The organism is Spirillospora sp. NPDC127506, from assembly GCF_040302145.1.
Lineage (GTDB): Bacteria > Actinomycetota > Actinomycetes > Streptosporangiales > Streptosporangiaceae > Spirillospora.
Genome location: NZ_JBEORG010000009.1, coordinates 121,944 through 139,178, shown reverse-complemented (window position 1 = coordinate 139,178; position 17,235 = coordinate 121,944). Strand labels below are relative to the sequence as shown.

Annotated in this window: 19 protein-coding genes; 7 read left to right on the top strand and 12 right to left on the bottom strand. The window is 74.0% G+C overall.

Annotation, left to right across the window (positions count from 1 at the left end; translation table 11 throughout):
- Window positions 1–18: 18 nt before the first annotated feature.
- From ABTW95_RS12315 to ABTW95_RS12295, 5 genes are all read right to left on the bottom strand, one after another.
- Complete coding sequence (locus tag ABTW95_RS12315) at window positions 19–723, bottom strand: class I SAM-dependent methyltransferase (RefSeq protein ID WP_500226280.1); 705 nt, start codon at window positions 721–723, stop codon at window positions 19–21.
- A gap of 115 nt (window positions 724–838) precedes the next feature.
- Complete coding sequence (locus ABTW95_RS12310) at window positions 839–1,636, bottom strand: SRPBCC family protein (protein WP_396446671.1); 798 nt, start codon at window positions 1,634–1,636, stop codon at window positions 839–841.
- Window positions 1,637–1,830: 194 nt separating this feature from the next.
- On the bottom strand, window positions 1,831–2,685 hold the full coding sequence (locus tag ABTW95_RS12305; RefSeq protein ID WP_396446670.1) for an FAD binding domain-containing protein: 855 nt from the start codon (window positions 2,683–2,685) through the stop codon (window positions 1,831–1,833).
- Window positions 2,682–5,081 carry a xanthine dehydrogenase family protein molybdopterin-binding subunit gene (locus ABTW95_RS12300; protein ID WP_396446669.1) on the bottom strand — a complete coding sequence of 800 codons (2,400 nt, stop codon included), beginning with the start codon at window positions 5,079–5,081 and terminating at the stop codon, window positions 2,682–2,684. The genes ABTW95_RS12305 and ABTW95_RS12300 overlap by 4 nt, the downstream gene beginning before the upstream one ends.
- Complete coding sequence (locus tag ABTW95_RS12295; RefSeq protein WP_396446668.1) at window positions 5,078–5,569, bottom strand: (2Fe-2S)-binding protein; 492 nt, start codon at window positions 5,567–5,569, stop codon at window positions 5,078–5,080. The genes ABTW95_RS12300 and ABTW95_RS12295 overlap by 4 nt, the downstream gene beginning before the upstream one ends.
- A gap of 473 nt (window positions 5,570–6,042) precedes the next feature.
- On the opposite strand from ABTW95_RS12295, the gene ABTW95_RS12290 reads away from it, so the two are divergent.
- Window positions 6,043–6,447: a cysteine dioxygenase gene (locus ABTW95_RS12290; RefSeq protein WP_396446667.1), complete on the top strand. Its 405-nt coding sequence runs from the start codon at window positions 6,043–6,045 to the stop codon at window positions 6,445–6,447.
- A 2-nt stretch (window positions 6,448–6,449) separates the two neighbouring features.
- On the opposite strand, the gene ABTW95_RS12285 is transcribed toward ABTW95_RS12290, so the two are convergent.
- The 3 genes from ABTW95_RS12285 to ABTW95_RS12275 form a co-directional block, all read right to left on the bottom strand.
- Window positions 6,450–7,154 carry a TetR/AcrR family transcriptional regulator gene (locus tag ABTW95_RS12285; protein WP_500226279.1) on the bottom strand — a complete coding sequence of 235 codons (705 nt, stop codon included), beginning with the start codon at window positions 7,152–7,154 and terminating at the stop codon, window positions 6,450–6,452.
- A 68-nt stretch (window positions 7,155–7,222) separates the two neighbouring features.
- Window positions 7,223–7,438, bottom strand: a complete 216-nt coding sequence (locus ABTW95_RS12280) for a hypothetical protein (RefSeq protein WP_396446665.1) — start codon at window positions 7,436–7,438, stop codon at window positions 7,223–7,225.
- A gap of 10 nt (window positions 7,439–7,448) precedes the next feature.
- Window positions 7,449–8,741, bottom strand: coding sequence for a PspC domain-containing protein (locus tag ABTW95_RS12275; RefSeq protein ID WP_396446664.1), 1,293 nt, complete (start codon window positions 8,739–8,741; stop codon window positions 7,449–7,451).
- 162 nt (window positions 8,742–8,903) lie between these two features.
- Between ABTW95_RS12275 and ABTW95_RS12270 the strand changes: the two genes are divergently transcribed.
- From ABTW95_RS12270 to ABTW95_RS12260, 3 genes are all read left to right on the top strand, one after another.
- The gene (locus ABTW95_RS12270; protein WP_500226303.1) at window positions 8,904–10,088 is read left to right on the top strand and encodes an ATP-binding protein; all 1,185 of its coding nucleotides are present in this window, start codon (window positions 8,904–8,906) and stop codon (window positions 10,086–10,088) included.
- Window positions 10,089–10,240: 152 nt separating this feature from the next.
- Window positions 10,241–10,882, top strand: a complete 642-nt coding sequence (locus ABTW95_RS12265; RefSeq protein WP_396446663.1) for a LuxR C-terminal-related transcriptional regulator — start codon at window positions 10,241–10,243, stop codon at window positions 10,880–10,882.
- 75 nt (window positions 10,883–10,957) lie between these two features.
- Window positions 10,958–11,716 (top strand): DUF4190 domain-containing protein, encoded by a 759-nt coding sequence (locus ABTW95_RS12260; protein ID WP_396446662.1) that lies wholly within the window; start codon window positions 10,958–10,960, stop codon window positions 11,714–11,716.
- An 81-nt stretch (window positions 11,717–11,797) separates the two neighbouring features.
- Here the strand turns inward: ABTW95_RS12260 and ABTW95_RS12255 are convergent, their stop codons facing one another.
- The 4 genes from ABTW95_RS12255 to ABTW95_RS12240 form a co-directional block, all read right to left on the bottom strand.
- The gene (locus ABTW95_RS12255) at window positions 11,798–12,697 is read right to left on the bottom strand and encodes a serine hydrolase (RefSeq protein ID WP_500226278.1); all 900 of its coding nucleotides are present in this window, start codon (window positions 12,695–12,697) and stop codon (window positions 11,798–11,800) included.
- Between the two features lie 42 nt (window positions 12,698–12,739).
- Window positions 12,740–13,195: an SRPBCC family protein gene (locus tag ABTW95_RS12250; RefSeq protein ID WP_396446660.1), complete on the bottom strand. Its 456-nt coding sequence runs from the start codon at window positions 13,193–13,195 to the stop codon at window positions 12,740–12,742.
- Window positions 13,196–13,294: 99 nt separating this feature from the next.
- Window positions 13,295–13,999: a PIG-L deacetylase family protein gene (locus ABTW95_RS12245; protein ID WP_396446707.1), complete on the bottom strand. Its 705-nt coding sequence runs from the start codon at window positions 13,997–13,999 to the stop codon at window positions 13,295–13,297.
- 100 nt (window positions 14,000–14,099) lie between these two features.
- Window positions 14,100–15,068: a nucleoside hydrolase gene (locus ABTW95_RS12240; RefSeq protein ID WP_396446659.1), complete on the bottom strand. Its 969-nt coding sequence runs from the start codon at window positions 15,066–15,068 to the stop codon at window positions 14,100–14,102.
- Window positions 15,069–15,143: 75 nt separating this feature from the next.
- On the opposite strand from ABTW95_RS12240, the gene dhaK reads away from it, so the two are divergent.
- Genes dhaK through dhaM form a run of 3 tightly spaced genes read left to right on the top strand, consistent with a single transcriptional unit; the run spans window position 15,144 to window position 17,146 of the window.
- Window positions 15,144–16,139: a dihydroxyacetone kinase subunit DhaK gene (dhaK, locus tag ABTW95_RS12235; protein WP_396446657.1), complete on the top strand. Its 996-nt coding sequence runs from the start codon at window positions 15,144–15,146 to the stop codon at window positions 16,137–16,139.
- Window positions 16,136–16,759: a dihydroxyacetone kinase subunit DhaL gene (gene dhaL / locus ABTW95_RS12230; protein WP_396446656.1), complete on the top strand. Its 624-nt coding sequence runs from the start codon at window positions 16,136–16,138 to the stop codon at window positions 16,757–16,759. The genes dhaK and dhaL overlap by 4 nt, the downstream gene beginning before the upstream one ends.
- Window positions 16,760–17,146 (top strand): dihydroxyacetone kinase phosphoryl donor subunit DhaM, encoded by a 387-nt coding sequence (gene dhaM, locus ABTW95_RS12225; RefSeq protein ID WP_396446655.1) that lies wholly within the window; start codon window positions 16,760–16,762, stop codon window positions 17,144–17,146.
- Window positions 17,147–17,235: the final 89 nt, after the last annotated feature.

Here is a 17,235-nt window from a genome sequence, read left to right as displayed (position 1 = left end):
CCGGCCTCACCCGACGTGTCAGCCGGGGCGGCGCGCCCGCGCGAACAGCCACACCCCCGGCCGCCCGCACACCACCGGCAGGCGGCGCTCCAGCGCGGCCGACAGCCGCAGCGCCTCGTCGGCGAGCGGATGCAGCGGCGCCAGGTCCTCGCGGCGCGCCGTCCGGTGCCTGAGCAGGCGCAGCAGCGGACGGAGCAGCACGCCCCGGCTCCACACCGCCTCCAGCACCAGCCCCGCGCCCTCGACCAGATCGGCGAGCGCGCGGCGGGAGTAGCGGCGGACCCGGCCGAGCGCCACGTCGCGCGCCGACCACAGCGCCATGTCGCACGGCACGGACAGCAGCGCGATCCCGCCCGGCCGCAGCACCCGCGCGATCTCCGCCGCGGCCCGCGCGTCGTCCTCGATGTGCTCCAGGACGTCCAGTGCGAGCGCCAGGTCGTACTCGCACGGCGGCAGCGGCAGGTAGCGGGCGTCGCCCTGGTACGCCTCGACGCCGCGGGCGCGGGCCAGCGCCACGGCGTCCGGGCTCAGGTCGATGCCGGTCGCGCGCCAGCCGTGCTCGGCCAGCACCCGGCAGTGCGCGCCGGACGCCGCGCCGATGTCGACGGCCGCGCCGGGCGTGCTGAACCGCAGCAGCTCGGCGGACAGGATCTCCCGCCGCTCGCGGTACCACCAGTTGTCGTCCTCGATCCGGGCGATCCGCTGAAGCTCGATGGCGTCCACGGGACAAGCCGACGGCATCGGCGGCGGCCCGTGCCACCGTCGCCGCCGTCCGCGGCCGATCGTTGACCCCGGTTTGACCCGCCGCTGTGCCCGGCCGGTCCGCCCGCGGCGGGCGTCAGCGCTTGCGGCGCCGCCGCCGGACGAGGAACCGGATCGCCAGCAGCAGCGCGACCAGCCCGCCCGCCGCCGGGAGCGCCCGCTTGGCGACCGACGGCCCCGCGACCTCCAGCAGGTCGATCGCGTCGTCCTCGTCGGCCACGTGCAGCCGCCGGGCGGGACGCTCCGGCGCGGACGCCGGCACGGCCGCCTCCGCCCTGGCCGCGGCCTCGTCCGTCGCCTTCACCGGGCCCGGCTTGTCGGCCGGCTCCCCGGGCTCCTCGGCCGCCGCCCCGGTGCCGGCCTCCGCCTCCGGCCGCGCGGCCTCCGCGGGACTCTCGGCGGGCGCCGCGGGCGCGGCCGTCACGCCGGACGACTCCAGCTCGGCCGCCAGCGCCTTCGCGAACCGTGAAATGATCTTCGAGCCGACCTCGGACAGGATGTTGCGGCCGAACTGCGCGGGCCGCCCGGTCACGTTCAGCTTGGTGTGCACGGTCACCCGCGTCGTGCCGTCGTCCCGCGGGTGCAGCCGCGCCTGGACGGTCGCCGCCGCCGTGCCGGAGCCGCGGGCCTCCTTCGCCGACGCCTCCATCGTCACCACCCGGGCCGACTCGTCCGCCGAGACGATCCGCGCGGTCCCCCGGTAGGTGATGGTCATCGCGCCGACCTTCACCTTCATCCGGCCCGAATACTCCTCGCCGTCGACCGAATCGAGGGTCGCGCCCGGCATGCAGGCCGCGACCCGCTCCACGTCGAGCAGCACCGACCAGGCCTGATCCACCGGTACGGGGACGGTGAAATCGTGGTCGAGCTCCATGATCAATGTCCTTATCGTCCGGAGAACTTGTCCGCGACCTTACGGCGGCGCCCCGTCCCGTCGCCAGTCGGGTCCGCCGACAGGCGATCCGTTACCCGGGGCCGCGAGGATCATGCGGCCGGGCCCCGCGGGACCCGGCCGCACGATCGTGCCGGTCAACCGTGCCGGTCAGCCGTGCCGGTCAACCGTGCCGGTCAGCCCGCCGCGGCGGCGAGCGCCCGCGCGGTGAGCACCGTCGCCAGATGCGCCCGGTACTCCGCCGACCCGTGCAGGTCGGTGGGCGGTTCGGTGCCCTCCGCGGCCTGCGCGGCGGCCGTCCGGAACGCGTCCTCCGCGGCGGGGCCGCCCCTGACGGCGGTCTCCACCGCACTGGCGCGCACGGGCGCCGGGCCCATGTTGGTCAGCGCGACCCGCGCGTCCTCGATCCCGTCGCCGTTGCGGCGCACCGCGCACGCCACGCCGACGATCGCCCACGCCTGCGCCGTCCGGTGGAACTTCTCGTAGTGGACGCCCCAGCCCGCGCCCAGCTTGGGCACGCGCACGCCCACGAGCAGTTCGTCCGGCTCCATCGCCGACGTCATCCAGTCGACGAAGAACTCCGACGCGGGGATCTCCCGCTCGCCGCGCACGGACCGGACGAGGAACACCGCGTCCAGCGCCAGCGCGACCGCCGGGAGGTCGCCCGCCGGGTCGGCGTGCGCGAGCGACCCGCCGAACGTGCCGCGGTGCCGGACGGCCGGGTCGGCGACCGTCTCCGTCGTCTCCGCGATCAGCGGGACGTGCTCGCGCACCAGCGGATCGCGGATCACCTGGTGGTGCGTCGCCATCGCGCCGATCACGATGGCGTCGCCGTCGTCGCGGATCTCCCGGAGCCCGTCGATCCGGTCGAGGTCGATCAGCGCGTCCGGGATGGCGAGCCGCATCCGCAGCAGCGGCATCAGGCTCTGCCCGCCCGCCAGCACCTTCGCGTCCTCGCCCGCGTCGGACAGCGCCCTGACGGCGTCGTCCACCGAGGCGGGCCGCACGTAGTCGAACGTCGCGGGGATCACTGGTCACCTCCGGCCGAGCCCAGGCCGCCCGCCGCGCCCGGTTGCGCGGCGGCCGGTTCCGTTTCTCCGCGCAGCGCGCGCCAGACGCGCTCCGGCGTGCACGGCATCGCCACGTCGTGCACGCCGTGCGGGCGCAGCGCGTCCACGATCGCGTTGACGACCGCCGGGGTCGAGGCGATCGTGCCCGCCTCGCCGACGCCCTTGACGCCCATGGGGTTGGTCGTCGCGGGCGTCTCGGTGCGGTCGGTCGTGAACGTCGGCAGGTCCGCGGCCGACGGGATCAGGTAGTCGGCCATGGTCGTCGTCGTGAGGTTGCCCTCCGCGTCGTACACGGCCTCCTCGTAGAGGGCCTGGGCGATGCCCTGCGCGAGCCCGCCGTGGACCTGCCCCTCCACGATGAGCGGGTTGACGACCTTGCCGACGTCGTCCACCGCCACGTACTTGCGGATCTTCACCATGCCCGTCTCGGTGTCGACCTCCGCCGCGCAGAGGTGCGTGCCGTGCGGGAAGGAGAAGTTCTCCGGGTCGAACGTGGCGTCGGAGTCCAGCGAGGGTTCGATGCCGTCCGGCAGGTCGTGCGCGGCGAACGCGGCCAGCGCGACCTCCTGCAGCGTCTTGCCCTCGTCCTGGACGCCGCGGACGCTGAACCGCCCGCCGGTGAACTCGAGGTCCTGCTCGGACGCCTCCAGCAGGTGCGCCGCGACCTTCCGGGCCTTGTCGACGACCTTGTCGCAGGCGGAGAACAGCGCGACCCCGCCCACGGCCAGCGAGCGGGAACCGTAGGTGTCCATGCCTTTGTGCGAGATCGCCGTGTCGCCGTGCAGGACCTTCACGTCCTCGAACGGGACGCCGAGCCTGTCCGCGGTGATCTGCGCCCAGGCCGTCTCATGGCCCTGGCCGTGCGCGGACGAACCCGTGATCACTTCGACCTTGCCGGACGGCAGGACGCGCACCGCCGCGTGCTCCCAGCCGCCGGCGCCGTACGACAGCGAGCCCAGCACGCGGGACGGCGCGAGCCCGCACATCTCCGTGAACGTGGACACCCCGATGCCGAGCTGCACCGGGTCCTGCCGCTCGCGCCGGTCGGCCTGCTCCGCGCGGAGCTTGTCGTACTCGAACAGCTCCAGGGCCTTGTCCGTCGCGGCCTCGTAGTTGCCGGAGTCGTAGGTGAGGCCCGCGATCGTCTCGTACGGGAACTCCTCGTGCCGGATCCAGTTGCGGCGCCGCACGTCGATGGGGTCCATGCCCAGCTCGTTCGCGAGCTCGTCCATGAGGCGCTCGATCGCGTAGGTGGCCTCGGGACGGCCCGCGCCCCGGTACGCGTCCGTGGGCGTCTTCGTCGTGAACACGCCCGTGCAGGTGAACGACAGCGCGTCCATCTTGTAGATGCCGTTGTACATGAACGCGCCCAGCAGCGGGATGCCGGGCGTGACCAGCATGAGGTACGCCCCCATGTCGGCCAGCAGGTCCACCTTCAGGCCGCGGATCCGGCCGTCGCGGTCGGCCGCGAGCGTGAGCCGCTGGATCTGGTCGCGTCCGTGGTGGACGGTCATGTTGCCTTCGCTGCGCGTCTCCGACCACTTGACCGGGCGGCCGAGCCTGCGGGCCAGCAGCAGCGCGATGACCTCCTCCCCGTACACCTGAAGCTTGGAACCGAAGCCGCCGCCGACGTCCGGTGCGACGACCCTGATCCGGTGCTCGGGGATGCCGGTGACCGTGGCCAGCATGAGCCGCAGGATGTGCGGGATCTGCGTGGCCGAGTACAGCGTGAACTCGTCGCCGTCGGGGACGCACAGGACCGACCTCGGCTCCATCGCCGTGGGGATCAGCCTCTGCTGGACGTAGCGGCGCTCGATGACGACCGGCGCGTCCCTCATCGCGGCGTCGAGATCCCCGTTCTCGAACACCCATGTGTAGGACTTGTTGGTCCCGAGGTCCTCATGGACGAGGTCGGCGCCCTCGGCCAGTGCCGCCTCCATGTCCACAACCGCGGACAGCGGCTCGTAGTCGACGTCGATCTCTTCCAAGGCGTCCACGGCCGCGGCCTTGTCGCGGGCCACGACGCAGGCGACCGGCTCGCCGACGTAGCGCACCTCGGTCACCGCCATGGGCGGGTGGTCGGGGTGCTTCATGTCCTCGGTCACGACCCAGGCGCACGGCAGCGACCCCTGCTCGTCGGCGAAGTCCTGACCGCTGAACACGGCGACCACGCCGGGGCTCTGCTTCGCGCGCGAGGTGTCGACGCCCGTGATCCGCGCGTGCGCGTGCGGGCTGCGCAGGAACGCCACGTGCAGCGTCCCCGCCGGGGTCATGTTGTCGGTCCAGCGGGTCCGCCCGGTGATGAGCCGGGCGTCCTCCGACCGCCTGCGCGGGCTGCCCACCTCCTGCACGGTCACGGCGTCACCTCCTGCCCGGCGGGCTCGCGCATCTCGCTCGCCGCCCGCCGCACCGCCTTGACGATGTTCTGGTAGCCGGTGCACCGGCAAAGGTTCCCTTCGAGCCCCTCCCGGACCTCCTCATCGGACGGGTCGGGGTTCTCGCGCAGCAGATCCAGCGACGCCATGATCATGCCGGGCGTGCAGTAGCCGCACTGGAGCGCGTGCTCCTCGTGGAAGGCCCGCTGCATGGGGTGCGGGGCGCCGTCGACGCCGAGGCCCTCGACGGTCGTCACGTCGCGGCCGTCCGCCTGGACGGCCAGCACGGAGCAGCTCTTCACGCTCATCCCGTCCATCAGGACGGTGCAGGCCCCGCAGTTGCTGGTGTCGCACCCGACCGGGGTCCCGACCTTCCCCAGCCGTTCGCGCAGATAGTGGACGAGAAGGAGGCGCGGCTCGACGTCGTCCTCGTACGTCGTTCCGTCGACCTCGACACGGATTCGTGGCATGCGTTTCTCCCAGGGACGTCTCGGGGTGGACATGGAAGAGACGTCCCCTGGGCGGGGCGCGCTGGTCAGGCCACGTCATCGGGGCCACCTCCGTGGAAGGCGACGGTACGAACCTATGCCGCGGTTGAATCCCGTACTAGCCCCTGACGTCGCCTATTTACCGACGTCTGGCCTAATCATGGCCCCTGCGCGCGAAGCAAAACCGACCAGGTTATCGGACCGACGATGCCGTCGTCAGCACGATCGCCGCGCCGCCGGACCGCCGCCTCCACCGCCCCGCCGACACGTGATCATCGGCCGGGGTGATCGGTTTGACAACGGGCGGTCACCGAGTGTCTTCTTGGGTGCGTGACTCTGCGCGCGTCGACCGACCGCCCCGTGGCCCTGCGCCGCGCGGCCAGCGCGCTGTGTCCTTCGTGTCGTCGCTGAACCCGCTCTGACCGGCCGACACACGTACACGAAGGACTTCCCCCATGGACCTCTCCGTGGTTCCCGATCTCACCATGCGCGGCCAGGACGACCCGCACGGCCGCGCGGCCGCCGTCCGCCCGCCGACCGCCGGGCAGCTCGCCGCCCGCGTCCGCGCGCTCGCCGCCCGCCCCGACGAGTGGTGGCGGCTCGTCCGGTTCGACGCCGACCGCCCGCGGGACGTCCCGCTGGACGGCGGGGCCTGGCTGACCACCTGGCCGCCCGGGCACGGGGGGACCGTGCACGGCGGCGTCAGCACCCTGGTCGCGGGCGAGCTGGCCGTCGTCGCGATGACCGAGCGCGGCGTCACCGAGCGGCCGCTGCGCGCCAACCGGGTCCGCGTCCACGCCGGCCCGCAGGCGCTCACGAACCCGGGGCCGGCCTTCGCGGTCAGCCTGCACGCCCGCTGAGCTCAGCGGGGCGCGTCGGCGAGGTAGCGGGCGGCGGCCTCGCGGCCGATCAGCGGGAGCAGCGCGAAGTAGGTCAGGGACGGCAGCAGCGACGGGAGCTCGTCGGCCTCGCCCGTCTCCATCTGCACGTGGATCGCGCTGTAGATGCCGCCGACGATCGCGTCCACCACGGCGACCGGGACGGGCGGCAGCGACGGGCCGGTGAGGAACGCGCGGAACCGGGCGAGGTTGTCCAGCCGCGCCTGCCGGACCTGCGGGCCCGCCGCGTTCACCTCCACCAGCGACACCCGGGCGAAGCGCGGCTCGCGGGCCAGGGCGGCGAGCAGCGTGCGCAGCGCCGCGTGGATGCCGTCGGGCCGGTCGGGGGCGGCCTCGTACGCCTGCGTCATGCGCCGCAGCAGGATGTCCATGCCGCGCTGGTAGGCGGCGAGGAAGCACTCGTCCAGATCGGTGAAGTGCGCGTAGAACGTCTTCTTCGTGACCCCGGCGCCCTCGGTGACGCGGCTGATCGTGGTGTGCGCGTAGCCGCGCTCGGAGGCGACCTGGACGAACGCGTCGATCAGCCGTTCGCGCTGGATGCCGGCGACGGTCTCGGGGGAGAGGCCGTGCCGTCCGGGCTTGATGGCGCGGCCCGGGTCGAGCGCCGAGCGGGACCCCGGCAGCACCTCCGTGCCGCCCGCCTCCGGCGTCCCGGTCTGCCCAGACATCGAACCCCATCCCGTAACGTGCCGTCGGAATCACAGTACTTCGCGCTCCGACGCGCCGGGAGGTCCGGTCAGCGCAGGTGGCGGCGGCGTCCGCGGGTCAGCACCCGGACGGTCCCGACGAGGCCGAGCCCGATCAGCACCGCGGGGGCCAGCACCGTGGCCGACAGGACGGGCTCGTCCGTCAGGCCCTCGGCGAGGAACAGCCCGGCGAGGGCGAGGAAGAACACTCCGGTCACCGGCCCCGCCGGGTCGAACCGGTACCGCTTGGTCGCGTCGTCGTTCACGTTCCGCCTCCTAGGCACGGTGCACGTCCACGTCTCCGACCTTGCCGCGGATCCGCAGCTCGATCACCGGCGGGTTCGCACCCGGCGTCTCCGGCTCCAGGACGCGGGTGACCTTCGCGTTCGGCCCGCTCGTCGTCCGGTGCTGGATGCGCAGGTCGCCGAGCGCGATCTTCGCGTCGACCATGACGCGGGCGGCGTCCGGGACCGTGACCGCGAGCCCGCCGAGGCCCACCTGCGCGTCGATCACGATGCGCTGCCCGGGGGCCATCGGGAGGGCGGTGAGGTCCAGGTCGCCCTGGCCGACGCCGACCTTGTAGGTCTGGTTCGTCTGGGACGCGTCGGTGGGGCGCCAGTCGATGTCCCCGTACTCGGCGTTGCGCGGCATGTCGCCCACCACGGTCGTCGTCAGCATGCTCAGGGTCAGCAGGGTGCCCGCCGTGGCGAGGCCGTGCGTGCGGAACCAGCCGCCGAGGACGAGGCCGAGCCCGACGACCGCGAGCGCGGGCGCCATGACGATCAGCCAGGAGTCGGGGGCCGGGTGGCCCTTCGCGACGGGGATCATCGCCGCGCCCGCGGCCATGGCCAGCAGCAGCGTGATCGCGGCCGCCGGCGACCGGCCGCCGCACCCGCCCTCGCGGGCCTTCCCGGGGGCCTTCCCGTGGGCCTTCTCCGCCGCCCGCGCCTCGCCGGCGGGGGCGTCGGCGCGGGTGGCGGAGTACACGGCGAGGTCGATCATGCCGCCGGGCAGCCCGCCGGCCGGCGGCTCCGCGGGCGGGTTCTTGGAGAGGGACACGCCGCCGACGGTGATGTCCTCCGTCCGCGTCCACGCGGCGGACGGCTCCGGCGGGTGCCCCGCCAGCCGCTCGGGGACCGACCGCGCCGCGGCCACCAGGTCCGCGCCCCGCGAGTGCGCGACGACCAGTACCAGCCCGAACACCACCATGACGGCGAGCGCGTCGGTGTAGGCGCCGCCGAACAGGGTCAGTGCGACGCCGACGCACAGCAGCGCGCCCAGGATCGACAGGACGGCCTGCGCGTCGAACCACCGCTTGAAGAACTGCTCCGCGAGCGACGACTCGCCGGGGGTCGCCGGCATCAGCAGCGCCGCCGCGATGTAGAGCAGGACGCCCTGCCCGTGCGCCAGCACGAGGATCGCGAAGCCCACGCGGAAGACCACGGGGTCGATTCCGGTGTAGCGGCCGAGGCCGGTGCACACCCCGGCGGCCAGCCGCCGGTCCGCGTCCCGCGTCAGCCGCTGGTAGCCCCTGTCCGTCCGCTCTCGCGTCTTCTGCTCGCCTTCCATGCCTGCCATCGTCGCCCGTCGCGGGGGCCGCGCGGTATCGGGGACGTCCCTGAACCGACCCTGAGCCCGGTTCCGGGGTACGTCCCTGATGCGGGACGGGCCGCGGCGTGTGACGATCGATGGCGTGGGAGAGCCGAGGAGGGGACGGCCGTGAGCCGGGAGATGGCCGAGCAGCCGGCCGCCGAGCCGAGCGAGGCGCGGGCGCCGCGGCTGGAGCGCTCGGCCGAGAGCAGGCTCGTGGCCGGCGTGTGCGGCGGCCTCGCCGACCACCTCGGCGTGGACGTGGTGCTCGTCCGGGCCGCGTTCGTGCTGCTGACGGTGGCGAGCGGGCTCGGCGTCGCCGCGTACGCCGCGTTCTGGATCCTCGTGCCCGCGCCGGAGAAGGCCCCGCCGGCCGCGCGGCGGCGCGGCCGCGACTGGGGCCAGCTGCTCGCCTACGTCGCGGTCACGCTGGGGCTCGCGGTACTGCCGTGGGGCGCCGCCGGGGTCGTGCAGTGGGCGCTGTGGCCGTTCGTCGTCGGCGCCGTCGGCGCCGCGATCCTGTGGCAGCAGGCCGACCGCGACCAGCGGCAGCGGTGGACGCTGCCGCTGCGCGAGCGCTGGCTGCGCAGCGTGCTCGGCCTGCTGCTGGTGGTGGGCGGCATCGGCGGCGTCGTGGTGCAGAACGTCGACGCCGACCAGGCGCGGTCCGTGATCATCGCGATGGCGATCATCCTGACCGGGGTCGCGGTGATCGTGACGCCCTGGGTGGTGCGCCTCTGGCAGGACCTGGACGCCGAGCGGCACGAGCGCATCCGCTCCCAGGAGCGCGCCGAGCTGGCCGCGCACATCCACGACTCGGTGCTGCACACGCTGACGCTGATCCAGCGGAACGCGCACGACACGCGGGAGGTGCAGCGGCTCGCCCGGTCCCAGGAGCGGACGCTGCGGACCTGGCTGTACCAGCCGCGCGCCGACCCCGACCAGACGTTCGCCGCCGCGATCAAGGAGGTCGCGGGGGAGGTCGAGGACGACCACGGCGTGCCGGTCGAGATCGTGTGCGTGGGCGACACCGCGCTGGACGAGCGGCTCGGCGCGGCGCTGCAGGCGGCGCGGGAGGCGATGGTGAACGCGGCGAAGTACTCGGAGGCGCCGTCGGTGTCGGTGTACGCGGAGGTGGACAGCGACGAGGTCGCCGTCTTCATCCGCGACCGCGGCAAGGGATTCGACCTCGACCAGGTTCCGGAGGACCGGATGGGCGTGCGAGGGTCCATCATCGGACGTATGGAGCGCAACGGCGGCAAGGCGACCGTCCGCACCGCGCCGGGCGAGGGCACGGAGGTCCGCTTGGAGATCAAGAAATCATGAGCCGGGCGGTGCGGGGTCGTCCCCCCTCGAAGGAGCATGGTGTGAGCGGAGCGAACCGGGGGGTGTGGGGGGTCGTCCCCCCTCGAAGGAGCATGGTGTGAGCGGAGCGAGCCGGGGGGTGTGGGGGGTCGTCCCCCCTCGAAGGAGCAGGTGTGAGTGAGGCGTTGAAGAGGGTCGTGCTGGTCGACGACCACCAGATGTTCCGGACGGGCGTCAAGGCGGAGCTGGGCGGCGGCGTCGAGATCGTCGGCGAGGCCGGCGACGTGGACGAGGCGGTCGCGGTGATCCGCGCGACGCAGCCGGACGTGGTGCTGCTGGACGTCCACCTGCCCGGCGGAGGGGGCATCGAGGTGCTGCGGCGGCTGCACGGCGCCGTCCCGTCCAAGTTCCTCGCCCTGTCGGTGTCGGACGCGGCCGAGGACGTGATCGGGGTCGTGCGGGGCGGGGCACGCGGCTACGTCACCAAGACGATCTCGGGGCCGGAGCTGACGGACGCGATCGGCCGGGTCGCGGAGGGCGACGCGGTGTTCTCGCCGCGCCTCGCCGGTTTCGTGCTGGACGCGTTCGCCGCCACCGACGTCCCGGCGGTCGACCCGGAGCTGGACCAGATCACCCAGCGGGAGCGGGAGGTGCTGCGGCTGATCGCGCGCGGCTACGCCTACAAGGAGATCGCGAAGGAGCTGTTCATCTCGGTGAAGACGGTGGAGACGCACGTGAGCAGCGTGCTGCGCAAGCTCCAGCTGTCGAACCGGCACGAGCTGTCGCGCTGGGCCGCCGCCCGCCGCCTGGTGTGACCCGATAGCTCGTGTAAGCCGTATAGCAGGCATCTCGGCTTAAACCGTTATCGGCGGCCGATACAGTCGCTGGTCATGGCATATCCACCCCCCGGACCCGGATATCCGGGTTCCCAGCCGCCCTACTCATCGCCTCCGCCTCCGCCCCCTCCGGCGCCGCCCGGCCCCGGCTACGGCTCCCCGTACCGGAACGAGTCGACCAACGGCCTGGCGGTCGCCGCCTTCATCACCGGGCTGCTCGGCTGCCTCGGCGTCCTCGGGATCATCCTCGGCGTGATCGCGCTGAGCCAGATCGGCCGGAACGGCGGACGCGGGCGCGGTCTCGCGACGGCCGGCATCGTCCTGTCCTCGCTCTGGATCGTCACGGGCATCACCGTCGGCGTCCTCGCCGCGAACAGCGACTCCTCCGACGGAGCCGGAGCCGCGCCCCGCGTGACCGGGACCAAGCCGAAGGAGGTGGACGCGCAGAAGATGAAGCTCGGCGACTGCATCAACGACAGCACGACCGCGGCCGCACCGTCCGCGACGGAGCCGGTCCAGGTCGAGAGCGTCAAGATCGTCCCGTGCACGTCGCCGCACGACGGCGAGGTGACGGCGGTCTTCCGGCTGCCCGGCACCGCGCTGCCGCCGGAGTCGCAGCTGCGGCAGATGGCCGCGGACGGCTGCAAGATCCGCACCCGGGCGAGGATCAGCCGCGATCCGGCGGCGGACGGCCTCGCAAACTCCTACTACTACCCGACCGACGAGTCGTGGCGGCAGGGTGACCGCACCGTCACCTGCGTCGCCGTGGCGGCGGACGAGGGCACGAAGCTCACCCGCCCGCTGCGCCGCTGACGTCCCCGGCGTCCGCCGGGCGGCCGGCCCGCCGCCCGGGCCCGGGACGCCCCGTTCAGCGAGAGGTTCAGCGCGAGACGTTCAGCGCGAATCGCGCATGGTGCTCACGACCATCTCGGCCACGTGCTCGACCGTCGAGACGCCGGCCTCCATCGCGGGGTTGTCGCCGCTGCACACCGCGATGAGGAAGTCGTGGCCGCCTCCGGTGACGCGGCCGACGCTGTTGACCGCCCAGCCGTTCCCCTGGTTGCGGATCGGCGCCCAGCCGTTCTTCAGCGCGACCCTGTCGCCCGGCCGGGCCGCCGCGCTCACCCCCCACGCCTGCTCGTCGATGACCGAGCCCATCAGCCCCAGGATGTACTGGCGGCCCGAGGACTTGATGGGGCTCTCGCCGGAGACCAGGTTCGTCAGCAGACGCACCTGATCGCCCGGCGTCGTGAGGGACGAACCCCACGAGGTGGGGAACGGCTTCGTCTTCTTCAGCCCGAACGCCTTGTTGGTCTTCCTGACGCCGTCGCCGTAGCCGGCCGCCGAGTACAGGACGTCCGCCGCGCCGTTGTCGCTCTCGCGGATCATCCGCCCGGCCAGCTCGCGCTGCCCCGCGCTCAGGCCGCGGTGGCCGCGCTGCCGCTGCAGGACGAGGCTCGCCAGGATGTCGACCTTGATGATGCTGGCGGTGACGAACCTGCCGTTCTCGTTCTCGCCGAAGGACAGCCCGGTGCGCAGGTCCTTCGCCATCACCCCGGCCCTTCCCGGCCGCGTCCGGAGATAGGCGCGGACGGCCTGGCGCAGCGCCCAGGCGTCGAACGGCCCGGCCTCGTCCTCACCCACGGCCGCCCCCCGCCCGGCCGTGATCGATCCGGTGGCGCCGACGGCCGCACCGCTCCTGCGCTGCGGTGCGTCCGAGGCGATCCAGTGGGCGGTGAGCCCCGCCCCGGCGGCGCCCGCGGCCAAGGCGAGCACGATGATATGACGGCGCATCGATCCCCCCGAATCCGTGCGGCCGTGGTGGCCGGAAAGCCGCTAGAGGACGCCCGGAAGGCGGGCCGGGCAGCCCGGCTCACAGCGTTCGGCGTGCCGGGCCACCCGGCGCGCGTAGCCGGCGAACCGGCGGCGCAGCGCCGCCCGCGTGAACGGCCCGGTGCCCGGGAACCCGTCGATCTCGCCGCGCCAGCGGATCAGCGTGCCCGCCGGGCAGGGCTCCAGCGTCACGTCAGCCCGGACGCGGCGCCGCGGCGGCCCGGCCAGCGCGACGTACCCGTAGTGCCGCGGCGGGTCCCAGGCCACGACCTCCTCGCGCCACGGCGGGACGGACCGGACGGCCCCGATCCCGTTGGGGTGCTCGGTCCCGTCGGCCTCGCGCCGGGCGCGGATCCAGAAGCCGCCCCACTCGCCCCACGCCTCCGCGGCGCACAGATGCTTGAAGATCACATCCGGCGCGGCGGCGGAGGTGGCGGCCACTTCGATCTCATACGGCATGACAACCCCCGTGTTCTGTCACATGGGGTACATGCCCGATCTGCAGTTAATTACGGCTTGTGAGGGAGTGTATTTATGGTGTGACCGGAACCGGGGGGTTCAGGCGGTGTCGACGACCTGGAAGGACTCGGCGAGCCGGCCCTCCGGAAGGCCCGCCGCCGCGGCGTTCGCGCTCATCCAGCCGCGCAGCATCTCCGGCAGCCCGTCGCCCATGTGCCCCGTCTGGCTCACGTGCGCGCGCAGCGCGTTCACCTTCCGCTCGAACTGGCCGGTGACGTCGACGTAGTGGTTCACGACGGGGCCGCCGCTGATCCACACCTCCCGCGCCGTCCACGCCTCCAGGCCCTCGTCGGCGAGCAGCTCCGGGAACGCGTACGGGTTGCGGGCGTCGGGGTAGACGGCGTCGAGCGCGGCCGAGCCGACCGCGCGGTGGTCGGGGTGGCTGGGGTAGATCCGCTCGTAGTTGCGCTCCGGGCTCGGCATCAGCACCCGGTCGGGCCGCACCTGCCGGATCACCCGGGCGATGTCGCGGCGCAGGCCGAGCGTCGCCTCCACCCGGCCGTCGGAGTACCCGAGGAACCGGACGTCCCCCACCCCGACGCACTTGGCCGCCGCGCGCTGCTCCTCCCGGCGCAGGGTCGCCATCTCCTCCCGGGAGATGCCGTCGTCGAAGCCGCCCGCGTCGCCGTCGGTGACCATGAGGTAGACGACCTCGATGCCCCGGTCCGTCCAGCCGGCCACCGTCCCGGCGGCGCCGAAGTCGACGTCGTCGGGGTGCGCCATCACCACGAGGATCCGCTGCATCTGACTGTCGTCCAGAACGTTGGTCACGGTTCAACGATAAGGTCCGCGGACGATCACGGCACCTCCGGAGATCAAGACGCCGCGTTGCGCGGGCCGGGCGTCAGAACGAGGTCAGCGCCGTGAGCAGGCGCTCCTGGAACGCCGCCACGTCGCTGCCCACCGCGATTCTGACCGGGCGGCGGGTGTCCTCGGCGGGCAGCGAGCGCGCGTCCCACACGGTCGTGCCGCGGGTCAGCTCGCCGCGCAGCTCCACCCGGACGGCGCGGTGGACGTACTCGCCGAGGCCCGGGTCGACGGCCAGCATCGCGGCGAGCGCGTCGTGGATGACCGCGCCCCGGCGCTTCAGCGTCGGCGTGTAGGCGTTCTCGTAGAACTTCAGGATGCGCGCGGCGAACCGGGCGACCTCGCCGTCGTGGGCGGCCAGCCGGTCGAGCCACTCGTCGTGCACGGCGGTCGGGTGCGTCGCGTCCAGCGGCACCAGCACGACCGGCCAGTCCGCCGCGAACACGAGGTCGGCGGCCTCGGGGTCGTGCCAGATGTTCGCCTCGGCGTGCGTCGTGATGTTGCCGGGGTGGCCGAACGCGCCGCCCATGACGACGACCTCGCGGACCAGCGCCGGGAGCTCGTCGTCCAGCAGCAGCGCCGCGCCCAGGTTCGTCAGCGGGCCGGTCGCCAGCAGCGTCAGCTCCCCGGGCCGCTCGCGGGCCAGCCGGACGATCTGCGCGGGCGCCGGCTCGGCCACCGGCCGCCCGGCCGGCTCGGGCAGGTGCGTGTCGCCGAGGCCGTCCGTCCCGTGCCAGTCGAGCGCGTAGTGGACGTCCTGCGCCATCGGCCGGGCCGCGCCCACCGCGACCGGCACGCCCCCGGTGATCCCCGCCGCCTCCAGCACGCGCAGCGTGTTCAGCGCGCCGGTCAGCGGGTCGATGTTGCCGTGCACCGTCCCGACGGCCGCCAGCTCCGCCTCGCCGGCCCGGACGAGGGAGGCCAGGTAGAGCAGCGTCATCGCGTCGTCGATGCCGGTGTCGCAGTCGTACAGGAACACGGGTCCCGTGTCGGCGGAGGAGCTCACGGATGCAACCTATCCGGATCCGCCGATCTCCGATTGGGCCTGGGACGCGGCGCCGCACGGGGGTAGAGCATGAGCATGCGCAAACTCATCAACGCCCCGGCGGACGTGGTCTCCGACGCGCTGCGCGGGCTGGCCGCCGCGCACCCCTCGCTGAACGTCGACCCCGGGAACGGCACCGTCGTGCGGGCGGACGCGCCCCGCGCCGGGAAGGTCGCCCTGGTGTCGGGCGGCGGGTCCGGGCACGAGCCGCTGCACGCCGGGTTCGTCGGCCCCGGCATGCTGGACGCGGCCTGCTGCGGCGAGGTGTTCACCTCGCCCGTGCCCGACCAGATCATCGCGGCGACGATGGCGGTCGACGGCGGCGCCGGCGTCCTCCACCTGGTGAAGAACTACACCGGCGACGTCATGAACTTCCAGATGGCCGCCGAGCTGGCCGAGGACGAGGACATCGAGGTCGTGTCCGTCGTCATCGACGACGACGTGGCCGTGGAGGACAGCACCTTCACCGCGGGGCGGCGGGGGACGGGCGCCACCCTGTTCGCCGAGAAGATCGCCGGTGCGCTCGCCGAGGAGGGCGCCGCCCTCGACGCCGTCGCGGCGGTGGCGCGGGAGGTGAACGAGCGCAGCCGGTCGTTCGGCGTCGCGCTGTCGCCCTGCACGGTCCCCGCCGCCGGGACGCCCACGTTCGAGCTGGGCGAGGGCGAGATGGAGCTCGGCATCGGCATCCACGGCGAGCCCGGCCGGGAACGGGTCAAGGCCGGCACGGCCGCGCAGATCGCGGACGCCTCGCTGAGCGCGATCGACGCGGACATGCCGCTCGCCGGCGCCGAGGTGCTCGTGCTGGTGAACGGGATGGGCGGCACGCCGCTCATCGAGCAGTACGTCGCCTACGCGGCGGCGGCCGAGTGGCTGGAGGGGCACGGTGCGACCGTCGTCCGCCGCCTGGTCGGGCCGTACGTGACGAGCCTGGAGATGGCCGGCTGCATGATCACCGTGTGCCGGGTGACGCCCGAGCTGACCCGGCTGTGGGACGCCCCCGTCGAGACCCCCGGGCTGCGGTGGGGCCGGTGAACGCCGCCGATCTCGCCGCCTGGATCCGGCACTCGGCCGAGCTCGTCTCCGCCGACGCCGAGCGGCTCACCCGGCTGGACGCGGCCATCGGCGACGGCGACCACGGCCACAACCTCGACCGGGGCTTCCGCGCGGCCGCCGGCGCGCTCCCGGAGGACGCCCCGCCCGGCAAGGTGCTGATCGCCGCCGGGCGGGCCATCGTGTCCAAGACCGGCGGCGCGTCCGGCCCCCTCTACGGGACGGCGCTGCGCCGCGCGGGCAAGGCGCTCGGGGACGCCGGGGACGTGGACGCCGCCGCGCTCGGCGCCGCGCTCCGCGCCGCCCTGGACGGCGTCCGCGACCTCGGGAAGGCCGCCGAGGGCGACAAGACGATGGTCGACGCGCTGGCGCCCGCCGTCGCGGCCTACGAGGCGGCGCTCGCGGACGGCGCGGACCTCGCCGGCTGCGTGCGCGCCGCCGCCGGCGCGGCGGCCAGGGGCGCCGAGGACACCGTGCCGATGCAGGCGCGCAAGGGGCGGGCCAGCTACCTGGGGCCGCGCAGCGTCGGGCACATGGACCCCGGCGCCTCGTCCACCGCCCTGCTGCTGCGCGGGCTCGCCGACGTCACGGGGGAGGGCTGAATGGTCGGCATCGTGCTCATCTCGCACAGCCCGACGCTCGCCGAGGGCGCCGCCGAGGTCGCCCGCGCGATGGGCGTCGGCAAGGCCGTCGTCGAACCCGCCGGCGGCGACTCCGAGGGCCGCCTCGGCACCAGCGTCGACCTGGTCGAGCAGGCCGTCGCCGCGGCCGACGACGGCGACGGCGTGGTGCTGCTCGCCGACCTCGGCAGCTCCGTCCTCACCGCCAGGATGCTCATCGAGGACGCCGCGGGCGGCGGCGTCCTGCTCGCCGACGCGCCGCTGGTGGAGGGCGCGGTCGCCGCCGCGTCGATGGCCGCGACGGGCGCGGACCTCGCCGCCGTCCACGCCGCCGCCGAGTCGGCCCGAGAGCACCGCAAGGTCTCCTGACGCCGGGTGCGGCTGGCCGGCCCGCGGCCCGCCGCGGGCGCCCAACCCGTGCCGGTCAGGTCGTGCAGGTCGGGTCGCGCAGGTCGGGT

What these genes read in the sequence shown, in the direction of transcription:
- ABTW95_RS12310 (WP_396446671.1), bottom strand. Translation starts at nt 1,636, where the DNA reads ATGGAGCTCGACCACGATTTCACCGTCCCCGTACCGGTGGATCAGGCC.
- ABTW95_RS12295 (WP_396446668.1), bottom strand. Translation starts at nt 5,569, where the DNA reads ATGCCACGAATCCGTGTCGAGGTCGACGGAACGACGTACGAGGACGAC.
- ABTW95_RS12290 (WP_396446667.1), top strand. Translation starts at nt 6,043, where the DNA reads ATGGACCTCTCCGTGGTTCCCGATCTCACCATGCGCGGCCAGGACGAC.
- ABTW95_RS12285 (WP_500226279.1), bottom strand. Translation starts at nt 7,154, where the DNA reads ATGTCTGGGCAGACCGGGACGCCGGAGGCGGGCGGCACGGAGGTGCTG.
- ABTW95_RS12275 (WP_396446664.1), bottom strand. Translation starts at nt 8,741, where the DNA reads ATGGAAGGCGAGCAGAAGACGCGAGAGCGGACGGACAGGGGCTACCAG.
- ABTW95_RS12270 (WP_500226303.1), top strand. Translation starts at nt 8,904, where the DNA reads ATGGCCGAGCAGCCGGCCGCCGAGCCGAGCGAGGCGCGGGCGCCGCGG.
- ABTW95_RS12260 (WP_396446662.1), top strand. Translation starts at nt 10,958, where the DNA reads ATGGCATATCCACCCCCCGGACCCGGATATCCGGGTTCCCAGCCGCCC.
- ABTW95_RS12255 (WP_500226278.1), bottom strand. Translation starts at nt 12,697, where the DNA reads ATGCGCCGTCATATCATCGTGCTCGCCTTGGCCGCGGGCGCCGCCGGG.
- ABTW95_RS12250 (WP_396446660.1), bottom strand. Translation starts at nt 13,195, where the DNA reads ATGCCGTATGAGATCGAAGTGGCCGCCACCTCCGCCGCCGCGCCGGAT.
- ABTW95_RS12245 (WP_396446707.1), bottom strand. Translation starts at nt 13,999, where the DNA reads ATGCAGCGGATCCTCGTGGTGATGGCGCACCCCGACGACGTCGACTTC.
- dhaK (WP_396446657.1), top strand. Translation starts at nt 15,144, where the DNA reads ATGCGCAAACTCATCAACGCCCCGGCGGACGTGGTCTCCGACGCGCTG.
- dhaM (WP_396446655.1), top strand. Translation starts at nt 16,760, where the DNA reads ATGGTCGGCATCGTGCTCATCTCGCACAGCCCGACGCTCGCCGAGGGC.